The organism is Pelolinea submarina (assembly GCF_003966975.1).
In the GTDB taxonomy this organism is placed as follows: Bacteria; Chloroflexota; Anaerolineae; order Anaerolineales; family Anaerolineaceae; genus Pelolinea; species Pelolinea submarina.
Map to the genome: position 1 here is coordinate 2951253 of NZ_AP018437.1, position 14802 is coordinate 2966054.

At 52.5% G+C, this 14802-nt stretch carries 12 protein-coding genes; 6 read left to right on the plus strand and 6 right to left on the minus strand.

Going from position 1 to position 14802, the window contains the following annotated elements:
* Position 1 precedes the first annotated feature (1 nt).
* The 5 genes from Pelsub_RS13085 to Pelsub_RS13105 all read left to right on the plus strand — a co-directional run bounded on the left by Pelsub_RS13085 (position 2) and on the right by Pelsub_RS13105 (position 5373).
* Positions 2-469, plus strand: a complete 468-nt coding sequence (locus tag Pelsub_RS13085) for a helix-hairpin-helix domain-containing protein (RefSeq protein WP_116225485.1) — start codon at positions 2-4, stop codon at positions 467-469.
* Positions 470-617: 148 nt separating this feature from the next.
* Positions 618-1649, plus strand: a complete 1032-nt coding sequence (locus Pelsub_RS13090) for a permease (RefSeq protein ID WP_116225486.1) — start codon at positions 618-620, stop codon at positions 1647-1649.
* A gap of 3 nt (positions 1650-1652) precedes the next feature.
* Complete coding sequence (locus Pelsub_RS13095) at positions 1653-2561, plus strand: TIGR03943 family putative permease subunit (protein ID WP_116225487.1); 909 nt, start codon at positions 1653-1655, stop codon at positions 2559-2561.
* Complete coding sequence (locus Pelsub_RS13100) at positions 2558-3925, plus strand: TolB-like translocation protein (RefSeq protein WP_116225488.1); 1368 nt, start codon at positions 2558-2560, stop codon at positions 3923-3925. The genes Pelsub_RS13095 and Pelsub_RS13100 overlap by 4 nt, the downstream gene beginning before the upstream one ends.
* 146 nt (positions 3926-4071) lie before the next feature.
* Positions 4072-5373 (plus strand): DNA polymerase/3'-5' exonuclease PolX, encoded by a 1302-nt coding sequence (locus tag Pelsub_RS13105; RefSeq protein ID WP_158675115.1) that lies wholly within the window; start codon positions 4072-4074, stop codon positions 5371-5373.
* On the opposite strand, the gene Pelsub_RS13110 is transcribed toward Pelsub_RS13105, so the two are convergent.
* Positions 5370-7766: a hypothetical protein gene (locus tag Pelsub_RS13110; RefSeq protein WP_116225490.1), complete on the minus strand. Its 2397-nt coding sequence runs from the start codon at positions 7764-7766 to the stop codon at positions 5370-5372. The genes Pelsub_RS13105 and Pelsub_RS13110 overlap by 4 nt on opposite strands.
* Positions 7767-7879: 113 nt before the next feature.
* Here Pelsub_RS13110 and Pelsub_RS13115 point away from each other — a divergent pair, with 113 nt between their 5' ends.
* Entirely contained in the window at positions 7880-10219 is a 2340-nt protein-coding gene (locus Pelsub_RS13115; protein WP_116225491.1) for a type IV secretion system DNA-binding domain-containing protein, read from the plus strand.
* 158 nt (positions 10220-10377) lie between these two features.
* Here Pelsub_RS13115 and Pelsub_RS13120 read toward each other — a convergent pair whose 3' ends face one another.
* The 5 genes from Pelsub_RS13120 to Pelsub_RS13140 form a co-directional block, all read right to left on the minus strand.
* Positions 10378-11241, minus strand: a complete 864-nt coding sequence (locus Pelsub_RS13120; RefSeq protein ID WP_116225492.1) for a DNA-methyltransferase — start codon at positions 11239-11241, stop codon at positions 10378-10380.
* 69 nt (positions 11242-11310) lie between these two features.
* Entirely contained in the window at positions 11311-11571 is a 261-nt protein-coding gene (locus tag Pelsub_RS13125; RefSeq protein WP_116225493.1) for an HPr family phosphocarrier protein, read from the minus strand.
* A gap of 51 nt (positions 11572-11622) precedes the next feature.
* Positions 11623-13065, minus strand: coding sequence for a glycoside hydrolase family 1 protein (locus tag Pelsub_RS13130; protein ID WP_116225494.1), 1443 nt, complete (start codon positions 13063-13065; stop codon positions 11623-11625).
* Entirely contained in the window at positions 13058-13420 is a 363-nt protein-coding gene (locus Pelsub_RS13135) for a PTS lactose/cellobiose transporter subunit IIA (protein ID WP_198418361.1), read from the minus strand. The genes Pelsub_RS13130 and Pelsub_RS13135 overlap by 8 nt, the downstream gene beginning before the upstream one ends.
* Positions 13421-13531: 111 nt before the next feature.
* The gene (locus Pelsub_RS13140) at positions 13532-14797 is read right to left on the minus strand and encodes a PTS sugar transporter subunit IIC (RefSeq protein WP_198418362.1); all 1266 of its coding nucleotides are present in this window, start codon (positions 14795-14797) and stop codon (positions 13532-13534) included.
* Between the last annotated feature and the right edge of the window lie 5 nt (positions 14798-14802).

Here is a 14802-nt window from a genome sequence, read left to right on the forward strand (position 1 = left end):
CATGGACAATCTGGAAATTGCCGCTATCTTTAAACGCATCGCAATTTTAGCCGAGATCAAAGGGGAAGACCGCTTCAAGGTGTCCGCTTACGAGCGGGCTGCCGACAGCATCGCGGTCCTGACGGAAGACCTGGGCCAGTTGGATGAAAAAGAACTGGTCGCCCTGCCGGGCATTGGCAAGGCCATCGCCGCCAAGATCCACGAACTGACCAGCACCGGTAAACTCGAATTTCTGGAAAAATTGGAAGCCGAAATCCCGGCCGGGTTGATAGATTTGATTGCCATTCCCGACGTGGGGCCGCGCAAAGCGGCGCTATTCTGGAAAGAGCTGGGCATCACCAGCGTGGCCGAATTGGAGCAAGCCGCGCGCGAAGGCAAGCTGCGGGCTCTGCCCGGATTGGGCGAGAAATCCGAAGCGCGCATCCTGATGGGCATTGAAACCTTGAAGGGTTCTGGGAAGGCGCACTAATCCTTCGCTGCTTACCATTTATGTGAAATAGACACAGATTCCAAATTACCGACTGTGTCAGAACATGCTACAATAGGGCGAATTTTTCCCGGAAAATTTATACGACGAACGCGCCTTAGTATGGCTTTACTGTACACTCAAAATCCCTATGATAAAAAATGCTGATATTCTCTTCAATAAAAAAAGGAATTTGCGAATCAGCCTGGCCCTGCTGGCTTTATTGGCTGTGTTTGGCTTGTGGTACCAACGTGATGCGCTGGCGGGCAATTTATCCAATTTTGCAACCGTGTTTTTGGGTATCTTCATAGAAGCCCTGCCCTTCTTATTACTGGGTACGCTGGCTTCCGGTATTGTGGAAGTCTTTCTCAATCCAGGCGTTTTTGACCGCTTGAAGGGCAGCTCACCACTATTGAGCGCCGCAGCCGGCAGCCTGATGGGGTTGGTTTTTCCAGTGTGCGAATGCGGCGTTGTACCTTTGGTGCGCCGGCTCTATAAAAAGGGACTGCCCATATCCAGCGGCATTGCCTTCCTGCTGGCGGCGCCGGTCATCAACCCGGTCGTAATCGCCAGCACAGCCTCGGCTTTCGGGCTTGGGCAAATGGTAGCCATGCGCATCGGTTTCACTTTTCTGATTGCTTCCCTGACCGGATTGGTCTTCACCACCATTCAGGACCCGTCCGAAGTCCTGCAAAACGGCGGCGAGGTTTTCTGCTCCGTTGAAGCACACGATCATGAGCATGGAGAAGCAGGCTATAAAAACCTGCCTTTCTTTTCGAAAATCCAGCGTATCCTATTGATCGCCATGGATGAATTGTTCGAAATGGGACGCTATCTGATTATGGGTTCGCTGCTGGCGGCCGCCATGCAGACCTTTATCCCCCAATCTTTCCTGCTGCAAGTCGGCGGCGGCCCGGTGCTTTCAGTGCTGGTGATGATCAGCCTGGCCATTTTATTGTCAGTCTGTTCCACAGTGGATGCCTTCATCGCGTTGAGCTTCCTGGGCACATTCACCAATGCGTCCGTACTGGCTTTCTTGCTTTACGGCCCAATGGTGGATATCAAGAGCATCATGATGTTCACGCATGTGTTCAAGCGCAAACCAGTCATATATCTGGTGATTCTGCCTTTGGTATTGGTTATCCTGATTACTGTTTCACTGAATTATTTTTGGGTGCTATAACTCATGGACAAGACTGCCAAAAGACAATACCTGCAATTTCTGATTACCCTTGGATTGGCTGTTTACCTGGCGGATAAATGGGCCAGTGGTAAATTGAGTTATTACATCAACGCGCGTTTCTTCCCGCTGACCTTGTTCGCGGTCGGCGCCCTATGCCTGATGGCCGCCGCCGGATGGCTGCACCTGGCAGCAAAAGCTGCCGAAAAACAGGTGGAACATGCGCCTGACAAAAATATCCTAATCTTCCAGGCATTCGGCCTCACAGTTACACCGGTATTGTTAACCCTGTTCCTCCCCAAAACAATACTGATCCTGGGCGTGTATGTCCTAACAGCCCTGCTGGGTTGGCTGCTGCTCCTGCGATACTTTCATAATTTACCGGGGCGGCCGGCAGCGGAAGCGCCGCCGCGCAGCGCGCTGTTAATTCTCAGCCTGCCGCTGATCATCGGACTGGCCGCGCCCGAACAACCATTATCCAGCGCATCACTGGACACGCGCGGAATCAGCCTAAACGCCCCTGTGAGCATCTCCCAGCAATCGACAGATTCCCTGGCGGTCCGGCAAGACGACCGTACCATTCTGGATTGGGTAAAATTATTCAACTATGAAAGCGATCCATCGGCCTATATCGGAGAGGACGTCAACGTGATTGGATTTGTCTATCACGATCCGCGCCTGCCGCAGGGCGAGTTCATGGTGAGTCGATTTATCATCACCTGCTGCGTTGCGGACGCATTCGCGGTGGGCATGACGGTAGATTGGCCGCAAGATGTAAATTTTGAAGATAATACCTGGATCAACGTGCAGGGCACGCTGGATGTTATGCAAATCGGTTCGCAGACCGTTCCTATGGTCCACGCAGCCTCCATCCAGCCTGTTTCCGCACCGGAGCAACCATACTTATACCCATGAAAAAATTCGACCGTACCGTATTATTCGTCATCCTGGCCAGCGCTGTCTTATTGGCAGTCGTGATTATATTCGGCAGCCTGCTGCCGGTTCGAGTAAGCCTGGACCAGCCCCAAGAGCAGCCCATTAGCCCGCTGGGCGGGATAGCCTTTACATTCTCGCGGCCGGTTAACTCGACCGAAGCAAGCGCTTTATGGCAGACCGATCCCCAAATTCCCGGCTGGTGGCAGTGGCAGGACGAACGCCACGCCATTTGGCATGCCAATACGCCCCTGTCCGTTGGGGAAAACATAACCCTGACTTTCCTGAGTGGAACGGCAGGGAAAAACGGCGAACGCATTAAGGAAGCGCAGAGCTGGACTTTGACTGTACGGCAACCGCGCATTCTGACGCTTAAATATATTCAGGAAGACGGGCAGGAACTATTTTCACTGGGATTGGAAGAAAACAGCCCGCTGCAGCAGATTACCAACAGCGACGGCCGTATCCTGAACTATGCTGCTTCTCCGAATGGGGAACAAATCATATTTTCCGCCCGCAATGACAACTTCGGGGCGGACTTATGGATCGTCAACCGGGACGGTTCCGAACAGCACATGCTGCTGGAATGCGGCAGCGACCGCTGCGGCGCGGCAGCCTGGTCGCCGGTCTCCCGTGAGGTGGCTTACACACGCGAGGCCGCTGGTTTAACCCCGGAAGGCGCCAAGGGAGCGCCGCGTATATGGATGTTGAACCTGGACAGCCTGGAAACCGCACCGCTATTCGAGGATGACCAAAAAATCGGTTACGGGCCAAAATGGAGCCCGAACGGCCAATGGCTTTCCATTTGGGACGGGGCGAGTGGCGGCGTGACCTTGGTCAACCGTAAAAGCGGCGAAACCTTCCTGTTGGAATCCTCCAGCGGCGACACCGGCTGCTGGTCGCCCGACAGCAAATCGCTGTACTATGCCAACCTGATCATCGGAGAATCCTCATTCCACAATGTCGTTCTGCGGGCAGATATCGAAAAGAGCACAATCGAAACCGTATTGGGCGGCAACCTTGAAGGAGAGGGGATGAGTTACGACAACCCGGAATGCCACCCGCTCCAAAATGTTGTGGCGGCATCCATTCAACCCAACACAAAAATTCCCGGAAAACTTCTGACCATCTACAATATGGATACACAGGAAGAGACACCAGTCATGAACGACATGACCAAGTTCGGCAGCCATTATTCCTGGAATCCTGGCGGCGAATACTTCCTGTTCCAGATGAGCATTGTCAGCCACAAAGAAGAAGATTACGAAATCTGGGTGCGGGATATTGCCGGCGGTCAAAATCGTTTGTTACTGAGCGGCGGCCGCACACCCAGTTGGCTGCCCTGATATGTGATCTTGAGCGAATCCGTCCACCGGATTGCCTTCAAAAAAACCTGTTTTTACAATTACCTTTACAAATTCTTAAGAAGCGATTAACCTATTCGACTTATTGGCAATTAAAATACCTACACACTCAGACAGGAGTGTTTTTTATGACGGTTCCAGACTTAAGTAATTACGAATTTGAAATTTTCAAAAAATTCAGCAGCCACGAAGCAATGCCGTTGGCTGAGCAGTGGTTGAACCGATTGATCGGACTGCCCGAAATTCGCTATGGAGCAGTAACCGGGGAATTACGCCGCGGTAAATATTCCATTGAACACATCGATATTGTGCTGGCCGCAGACAATTTGGAAGAAGCGCAAACGAGTATCAAAGACGCCATCTACCCTACTTTTGTGCAGGAAGAGAACGCCACTCACCTCAGTCTGCTGCTGCACTCCGGCATCAAACTGGTTGTATGGCTGGCAGAGCCAAAAGACTATATCGGGCAGCTGCTGCGAACCACCGGTTCAGATAACCATCTTGCCAGGCTTTCACAGGCAGCCCTGAAAAAGGGTTACCAATTGTTTGAAAGCAACGAAAATACCAGCATTTTCCTGCAAAAAGTTGAGAAGGAAGAGGAAATTTACCGGAAATTGAACCTGCCCTGGATCCCTCCGGAGCTGCGTGAAAGCGGCGACGAAGTGGACTTTCCGGAAAGATATCACCTCAATGAATTGGTAAGTCCTGCGGATATCCAGTCCGATTTGCACGTGCACTCGACCTGGAGTGACGGCAAGAACAGCATCGCGGAAATGGCCGAAGCCGGCATCCAGCGCGGTCTCTCATTTATTTCCATTTGCGATCATTCGCCTTTCCTGCTCTCCAAGTATCAAGACGCATCCTATTTCTACGAGCAGGCCGAAGAAATTACCCGGGTAAACCAAGATCTGGCCGGTCAATTTACCGTGCTGAGAGGCGTGGAAGTGGACATCATGCCCGACGGCACGCTGGACCTGCCGGTTGAACTGCTTGAAAAAATGGACCTGGTTGTGGCTTCCATGCACGTACAACTTGACCAGCCCAGGGAAATCGCCACGGCGCGCCTGATTCGCGCGATTGAAAACCCTTACGTGAATATTATCGGCCACCCCGGCGGGCGTATTTACCCCATGCTGGATGTGATCGATTTGGATTGGGAACGCGTTTACCGCGCAGCCTCTTTCAACCAGGTAGCGCTGGAAATCAATTCGCATAAATCGCACCCCATTTTTGACGATAAAAAGGCGCGTGCGGCCGCAGATATGGGCGTGTATATCGCGCTCAACAGTGACTCGCATAATTCGGGGATGATGGCTAATTCGCGCTTCGGTATTGCCCTGGCACGCCGTGCGGATTTAAAATCCGACCAGGTGATCAACACCTGGTCCATCGGTCATTTGAAATTGTGGCTGCACCAAAAAAGGGCCTAATTCAGCGGCGCAATATATAACTGGTTATCGTAAGCCAGGAATACTTCCATATCCGAAGAAATACCGAACCCGGTGGGAGCCTTATCCGGCAAAGGATAATTCCGGTTGGCTTGCGGTCTCCAAACTTTTTCCAAATTCAATTGGAAGCTGAACTGGTCAATTGATTTATTCGCGCTATCCAAAATATAGATGGCGGCATTCGGCATAACTGTTTGTTGGAGCATTTCAAAGCGTGAATCCAAGAAAATCCATGGTTTCTTTTCACGCCCCGCGCGATTATCACTATAGGCAGCCGGATCCTGGCACTCTGTCAGTTTGACATCCTTCAGCGCGCTGTACTGGCACAAGGTCATATGCCCGTCCGCGTGCAGTACGTATAAATCCTCTTCATTGACTGTCAGGTCGATAGCCCCGCCGAAATCAGGTACATCCTCATCGAGGAATTTGATGGGACTTTCGGAGAAGATAATACCGCTGGCTTCAGGATCTTGAGGATTCTGCCCTTCGAACATCCAGATGGCATCCTGTTCCGCATCCAATACATAGAGGATATTATCGTCCAACGCGGCGCCGATGATGCGCGACCAGCCGGTCGCCGGCGCCGAAAGAGTGCGCGAGACAGGCACCTCACCAGTCCGGCAGTAGAGCAGGTTACCGGATTCATCTATCGCCATAACGCGGAAATTATCCGAGTTAGCCGGCAAGACCGTGAAATCCACCAGGCGGCTGACCATGGTCAACCCATACAGGCGGGGAGCGCAGTCGAATTCGGTATCCAATTCATAGAATCCCTTGGGGTTGAGGGAAATGCGCAGCACGCTGCCGGAAGTTTTGTCTAACAGATACACACCGGAGGAATTGGCTTCGATGTGCGAGACGACCACACCATCCGGGAAGAATTGCGTCAATGCCGGACGAAAATCCAGGCGGCCGGCTAAATCGAGATTATCCAGATTGGACTGGGACTGTTCAAAAAGAGCCTGTGATTCCTGAGTTACGTCGTACTCCTGCGCCTGAGTGACCAAATCCAAAGCCTGGGCCCAATAAGTCCGTTGTTCGCCGACATCCTCGCTGACGCGGGCGATATTGACAGCCTGCTGGGCTTCCGTCATCAATCTCTGGTGTTCCTGAGAGCGGCCGCTTTGGTTATAAACCGTGAGCGAAGCCAGGGTAAGCACTAATGGAATGGCAACCGCTAGAATTACCATCAGCAGCGGCGGGGAGCCGGGGCTGAGCGGGAGTTGGGAAGGTTGGGCAGTCCGGAAACGTCCGGTCAGGCGCTGCGAGCGGTTCCGGATATTGGCATTCCAGGCTTTCATTTTCATCCATGTTTTGGCCAGGGCAACGGTAAAAGCCCCATACCCATTTGCAAGCGGCGGTGCGGTGCGAGCTGCGGAACTTCCGGCTGCCGGTCTTTCCGTTTCCCCGGCAATAACCGTCACGGATTCATCCTGATCACCGGTCATGAAATCCATTTCGGGTTCAGCGAGCTCTTCTGCTTGCGGATAGCGGGGTTGAAAATCGTCCGTTTCCGAAGAAAAATCATCCGCATCGGGGGTTTCGTCAAGCTGCTCACCGGCAGGCATATAAAACGGTTGAGAAGCTGGTTCTTCCGACTGCGGTTCAGTAAGGGTCGGCAAAGTCTCTTCCGGCCAGGCACTTCCTGCATTTTCGGCTTCCGCGGGAGATTGTGCCGGGCTTTCCTCCCAATCACCCGCCTCGACCTGGCCGCGTCCCTCCGCAAACCGGATCAACAAGGTTTCCAATGACGCGCTGACCTGGTTCAATAAGCGGCGCTTGACCTGAGGCATGCTCAGGCCGCAGCTGCCGGCCAGGTTGGACACCGTCCAGGAAGCCGGAGGCTGTTCGCAGAAGAGCAGCATATCCCCCGGTTGGGCTTCGGTTTGCGCCAGGCGCACCTGAAGGCGCTTGCTGAGGCCGAGATAGTCGCCGGAATCAGCCGGTTCGGCCAATATATCCACCATCGCAGGATTGATAAAAACCGCCTGGGTGCGCCCGACTTGGGCCAGGAACAACCAGTTATTGTGCAGCACCGCCAGGTTGAGCGTGCCCAGGGCACGCACTCCCTCATAGCCGCGGTCCAAATTGCGGTCGAAAATTTGTTTATTAAGGGTATCCGCCACGGCCTGCATGGCACGGGTGACCGATCCCTGTATTTGGAAGAAGGATTCGGCTGCTGCCTGCGTAATTGTTTGAATCTCTTCCGGGTCATAGCGGTGGTCACCGGAAACAGTCAACAGCATTGCCAACAAATCACGCTGGCGATGGCGGTGGGCTATCGCCGGTGCCTGCATTACCTGCATACCGGGAATGGCTTCCCCTTCCCTTCCGGCGCGAAAAACCAGTGGATAATAAATAAAATCTATGCTCATAATAATATGTCGTTGTATTCAATCTGATTATACATAATGGGCCGAAATCCTGCACCGAATTGGTGCTGGTTATAATACAATCAAATTAATCATATTTATATAAGGCGGAAGGTATGAGCAGTAATAAAGAATTCTATCTGGGCAAAATTTTCGATCTCAAGAAGGGCGTGTTGACCGATGACGTTCTCAGCTACGACCCGCCTGATTTGACCACGCACGCCATCGTGACCGGCATGACCGGTTCCGGAAAAACCGGTTTGTGCATAGGCCTGCTTGAGGAAGCGGCGCTGCAAGGTATTCCCGCCATCATGGTCGATCCCAAAGGGGATTTGACCAACCTGCTACTGACCTTTCCGGATTTAAAAGCGGAAGATTTCGAACCCTGGATGGACCCCGCCAGCGCGGCTCGTGAAGACAAGACCACCGCCCAAACCGCGGCCGAGACCGCCGCTATGTGGAAGAAAGGGCTGGCCGATTGGAACCTGGGCAGCAAAAACATTCAGGAATTAAAAGATGCGGTAGAACGGAAAATTTACACACCCGGTTCCAGCAGCGGCATTCCGGTCAGCATTCTGGCCTCATTCGAAGCGCCGCAGCTCTCCTGGGACGAAAATGAAGAAACCCTGCGCGACAAGATATCCGATACCGTAACCGCTGTTCTGACGCTGATTGGCTTGAAAGAGATCGATCCGCTGCGTTCGCGGGAACACATCCTGCTCTCCAACATCATTGAATATAACTGGAAGCAAGGCATCTCCCTGGATTTACAGAACCTGATTCTGCAAACGCAGAATCCTCCGCTGGAAAAACTGGGCGCTTTTGCGATCGATGATTTCTTCCCCAAGAAAGAGCGCGGCGAGCTGGCTATGCTGTTGAACAGCTTCCTGGCCTCGCCTTCCTTCCAACCCTGGATTGAAGGGCAGCCGCTGGACATTGAAAAGATGCTTTACACGGACGACGGGAAACCGCGCCACAGCGTCTTTTTCCTGGCACACCTGAACGACAGCGAGCGTATGTTCTTCATCACCTTGTTGTACTCGGCTGTAGATACCTGGATGCGCAAGCAGAGCGGCACGGGCAGCCTGCGCGCGCTGGTCTATTTTGACGAAATTCACGGCTACCTGCCGCCTGTTGCCAACCCGCCATCCAAGCCGTTGATCATCCGCCTGTTAAAAATGGCGCGCGCCTTTGGTGTTGGCCTGGTGCTGAGCACGCAAAACCCGGTGGACGTGGATTACAAAGCCCTATCCAACACCGGCACCTGGATGATCGGGCGTTTGCAAACCGACCAGGACAAACAGCGCCTGCTGGACGGGTTGGAAAGCGCGGCCGGCGGTATTCAGCGCAGCGAATACGACAAACTGATTTCCTCGCTGGGCAAACGTGTTTTCCTGTACCACAACGTACACGAGAAAAAACCGGCTATCTTCGGCACACGCTGGGCCATGAGTTATCTGGCCGGGCCGTTGACGCTTACTCAAGTGCCTGCCTTGAACGCGCTGGCCGGGGCGCAACCCTACGAAGCGGCCGCCAAACCAGCCCAAAAGAGCACGCCAACCGCAACCCCCAGAAGCGCAGAAAGCGCTGCCGCCGAAAGCGCAGTGGGCAGCGGTGTCCCTCAGTATTTTTTGACCGCGGACGCAGCCGAATTGAAACCCTGCCTGCTGGCCATTGCCGAGGTGCGTTATCTGTCACGCAGTCCCAGCGTGAATGCCAGCCGTGTGATCAGCGCGCTGGTAGATGACCCGCGCGAAACCGGCCAAAAATGGGAGGATTTCGTCAGTGAGTTGGGCCAAAAGGATATTTCCAACAGTGCCCCTGCCAAAGCCAAATTGGCCAACTTGCCGGGATTCATGCAGAAATCCAGCTGGTGGTCCACGCAGGAAAAGGAATTCGAACACTGGATTTTCGAGACCGACACGGTCAGCGTGCGCAGCAGCAAAACGCTGGGCATCAGCGCCGGACCGGAAGTGAGCGATGTGGAATTCCTGAAGCAGGCGCAGGCCGCCGCAGCCGATAAAGCCCAGGCAGAGATCAAGAAATTAGAAACCAGCAACCGCAGCAAAGAAACTGTGCTGAATGGGAAAGTTGAGCGAGCGCAGGCCAAAGTGGATAAACTGGAAAAAGAGGCCACCTCGCGCAATATCGACACCGCACTAAAAGTGGGTGAAACCTTATTGAAATTCGCCAGCAAGAAGAAATTGACCGGCGTATCCTCCTCCGCCACCAAGTTCCGCATGTCTTCGGACGCCAAAGGGCGGCTGGAGGAAGCCAAGGCCGCGTTGGAAGATCTACAGGAACAATTGAAAGAGCTCCAGCAGACGCTGGAGGACGAGAAGCAGGCGATTCAGGATAAGTGGCAGGCAGAAGTCGATAACATTGATGAGGTCAAACTCACCCCCACCAAGCAGAACATCCGCATCACGCACTTTGGGATTGGCTGGAAAAGTTAGTCCTTTTATCATTCCGAAAAAAAAAGATCCCTTCGACAAGCTCAGGGATCTTTTTCTATTTGTGGAGTTGTTATCTACAACCGGCGAATCGCTGGAATTATATAAAAACATATTTGCTCAACACTACTGAGTACGAGTAGCAATATGCCCTAAGTTTTCTATTTCGTCGAGGAACAATTTTCCGGTGTAAAACCCACCCACTCAATATCCGTATGGCCCTTGAAGCGCTCGGCCATGACCTCCAGCGCCTGAGGATTATTGTCCACCATGATGAAATGCCGGCCCAGTTCCAAACAGACGGCGGCGGTGGTGCCGGAACCGGCAAAGAAGTCCAGCACGGTATCGCCGGGATTGGAGGATGCCTGGATGATGCGGCGCAGGATGCCCAAGGGCTTCTGGGTGGGATAACCTGTTTTCTCATGGCTGTTGGTGGCTACGATGGTATGCCACCAGGTATCGGTGGGCAGCTTGCCGCGCGCGGCTTTCTCCTTGCCGACCAAACCGGGCGCCATGTAAGGAATGCGCTCGATATCCTCGTAATTGAAAACATAATCCTTGGGGTCTTTGGCATACCAGAGAATGTTATCGTGTTTGGGCGGCCAGCGCTTGCGCGTGCGCGCGCCGTAATCATAAGCCCAGATGATTTCATTGATAAAGCTGTCGCGTCCAAAAATTTCATCCAAAAGGATTTTGCAGTAATGCACTTCGCGGAAATCAATGTGAAAATACAGACTGCCGTTGGCCGTCAGAATGCGGTAGGCTTCCCGCAGGCGCGGCTCCAGGAAGGCCAGGTAATCATCAAAGTTATCCCGGTACCCTTTTTCGCCTAACACCTGGGTTTCATAACGCTTGCCCTGAAAACCCACCCGGTCGCCATTTTCGGATGAAACGGTACTGATGCGTTTGCGCGACTGGGTGCGGCCGGTATTAAACGGCGGGTCGATATAGATCAGGGGAATGGAAGCAGAGGGTATCTGCTGTAAAACGGGTAAATTCTCGGCAAAAATGATTTGTTCGGTCACTGTGTAATTATAACTAGATTCAAGCCCGCCTTCGGATGATCTGCCACCAGAACCAAACCAATCAGGATGCTAAAGGTTCTCGCGCAGGAAAGCCTGCAAAGCCGCGCAGGCAGCGGATTCGTCGACGCCGTCGGCCACAACGGTCACCTGGTCCCCACAGCGGACGCCCAGGCTTAGTACTTTGAAGACCTGCCGCAAGTCACACTGCTCCCCTTGCGCGTTGACCAGGCGCAGTTCACAGGCGAATTTACCCGCCAACTGAACCAGTTGGCCGGCAGGGCGAGCATGGATACCCAACTCATCCGTTATAACGTATTTACACTGTTCCACATTTGTACTCGATTCATAATTTACAAAGACAGATAATTCACACCAGCCTAATTATTTTTCCAATTTATCGCCATTTGTCCTTATAACATCTTTATACCAAAAATAACTGTCTTTCAACAACCGCTTTCCGCTGCCTTGACCTTCATCATCACGATCGACGTAGATGAGCCCGTAGCGTTTGGACATTTCAGCAGTGCCGCAACTGACGATGTCAATCGGGGTCCACAGACAGTAACCCAGAACCTCAACCCCATCGCGGATGGCTTCCGCGATCTGCACCAGATGGTCATTGATGTAGGAAATGCGGTAAGGGTCGTGAATCTCTCCATTCGCTTCCACCACATCGTGCGCGCCCAATCCATTCTCGGTAATGAACAGCGGGCATTCATAACGGTCGTAATAATTGTTCAACGCGATGCGCAGCCCCAACGGATCGATCTCCCAGCCCCATTCACTGGATTTAAGGTAAGGGTTGCTGCTCTTGTCGGTTGGGTCGAAGCTGTCCTTAAAAGAGTCATTCAGCTTGGTGTAATAGTAGCTGAAAGCCAGATAATCCATCGGATACTGCTGGAGAAGCTGCTCATCATCGGGAGCAAACTCCACCTGGATGCCATTCTCCTCGAAGTAACGAAAAGCATAACCGGGATAATGACCACGCATGGACACATCCGAGAAGAAGTATTGCATCTGATTCTTGCGCAAACTGAATAATTGGTCTTCCGGCTTGCAAGTGGCGGGATAGGCGATCTTATCGCTCAACATGGTGCCAACCATGAGGTCCGAGCGATATTGCGATGCAATCATTTTAGCCATAGCCTGCGCAACCAATTGGTGGTGTATCGCCTGGTAGGTTGCCTGCTGATAATTCTCATAGCGGTCGCGCAGCAAGCCGACCGAATTGAAAGAGATTAAATTGATCTGATTAAATGTGATCCAGTACTTGACTTTAGAATGATAACGTTCAAACAAAACTTCACAAAATCGGCTAAAAAAATCAACCAGCTTACGGTTGGCCCAACCGCCGTATTGGCTGACCAGATGGAGCGGCATTTCGTAGTGTGAAATGGTCATGAGCGGTTCGATTCCCAGTGCCAGCATCTCGTCGATCAGCCGGTCATAGAACAACAGGCCTTCTTCGTTGGGCTGCTCTTCATCGCCGTTGGGGAAAATGCGCGGCCAATTGAAAGACGTGCGGAAGCATTGCGACCCCATCTGCTGCATCAATGCCAGGTCTTCTTTGTAGGTGTGATAAAAATCGATGCCGCTTTGCTTGGGGTAATACTTGTTTGGATCAAGAACCAGGGATTGCTTGACGTTCTTGAGTGCCGCGTCTTCTTTCATGCTGCCATACGTTTTCTCACTGGTGTAGAAATGGAGATCCGCGATCGAAAGACCCTTACCGCCTTCTTTGTAGGCACCCTCGGCCTGATTGGCCGCGATCGCGCCGCCCCACAGAAAATCCTGCGGGAAAGCAGACCTTTGGCGTTTATCCATGGTTTTTGGATTCATCCAAGCGGTTATTCAACTTCTCGAACACACCTAAAAGGTGTTCGGCCAGCAGCAATTCACTCTTGATGGTCATCAGGGTATCCTGCGCGTGCGTAAAAAGCAGTGAATACGGCAGGGCAACTCCCCGGGCCTCATCCTGAATGGCTTTAGTGTGCACGATATGGGCGGCTTTTAATTTTTCCGTCGCGAGCTTGAGCTGTTCGCGCGCTTTACCGAAATCCTCATCACCCATCGCGTCGATTGCTTCCATAGTGTACAGGCGCGCATCGCCCGCGTGAATGATGATCTGCATGGCTGCTTCGCTCATGTCCATTTCTTTGTTCTGCGTACTTTCTTCCATATTTCAAAACCTCGAAAACATTATTAAAGGGCTGCTACTGGCAGCCCTTTTGACTAAAACCTACAAAATCTTCTGGTTGTTTAGCACCAATTACAAGGTCTGCCCGAAGAATTACTCGGCTAAAGCACCTTCAGCTTCTTCCTTAATTTTACGAGCTTCGTAAACTTTAAAGAAGGGGTACCAGATCCCCAGGGAAACCAGCAGGTTGACCACCGTCAGGATGACACCGCTGATGTTCTTGGTAACCAGCCAGCTGGAAATGCCGATGGGGCAATACCACATTGAGAATACCTCAGAAGGGATCGGCACCAGGCCGGCCTTCAGGGTCACGTAGGTGATGGTGGGCAGGATGAAACCGATCAGCCACATAGGAATCATCAGAATGGGCTGCCAGGCAATCGCGCCAAAGACCACCGGTTCGTTGATGTTGAGCAGGTTGGGAACCAGGGAAGCATTGCCCAAAGCCTTCAAGCTCTTGGACTTCGACATCATCATCAAGAAGACCAGGATGAAGGTAGCGCCGCGACCACCCAGGCTCAACCAGGCAGTGGTGGCCTCATCGGTCAAGGGGAACTGAGCCATCATACCGGCAGCAACCGCTTCCGCGTTGGCGGAAATTGCATACAGGGTGACCGGTCCGAGAATGGGTTGGAAGACCCAACCGCTGATACCCATGGAATAGAGGATGGTGGGGATCAGGTACAGCAGCACCATACCGGGCCAGGATTGCGCAATGTTCATGATGGGGGTGAAGAGGTTCACGATGAAATCATACAGGTTGAAGCCGAGCTGAATAACGACCAACCAGCCAGCGAAGACCACCAGGAAGATCGGGATCATGGAGTCGAACCACTCCCGCACGAAATCGGGCATGGCGGAATCTTCCTTGAAGAAGGTGATCTTGTTGAAAAGGTTCATTACAAAAGCGGTGAACAAGCCCGCCGCGATGGCGACGATCATACCGCCGGCGCCGAAGTTGGAGAAGTTATACAGGTAACCCGCATCGCTGATCTCCGGGTCGACCATGATGAAGAACAGGGAAATGGCGGTAAAGCCGGCCACGTATTTCATCTTGTTGTTCTTCTTGTTTTCCATTACGTAATACGGGATCAAAAAGGTGAAGAAGATAGACAACAGGCCGAAGGTATAGGTCCGGATAGGCGTGAGGTCCGGCAGGGAAGGAACATAATTTCGAACGACACGGAAGACGGTGATGAGGGAACCTACCAACACCATTGGAACGGTTTTAAGAATTGATTTTTGCAGTGCAGAGATCCAGGCGTTGTTGGCCACGGATTCAAGTTTGGGTGAGACGACATCGCTCATCCAATCCATGAATTTCTGCATAAAGCCTTTCTTAGCAACATCATTTGCCATTATTT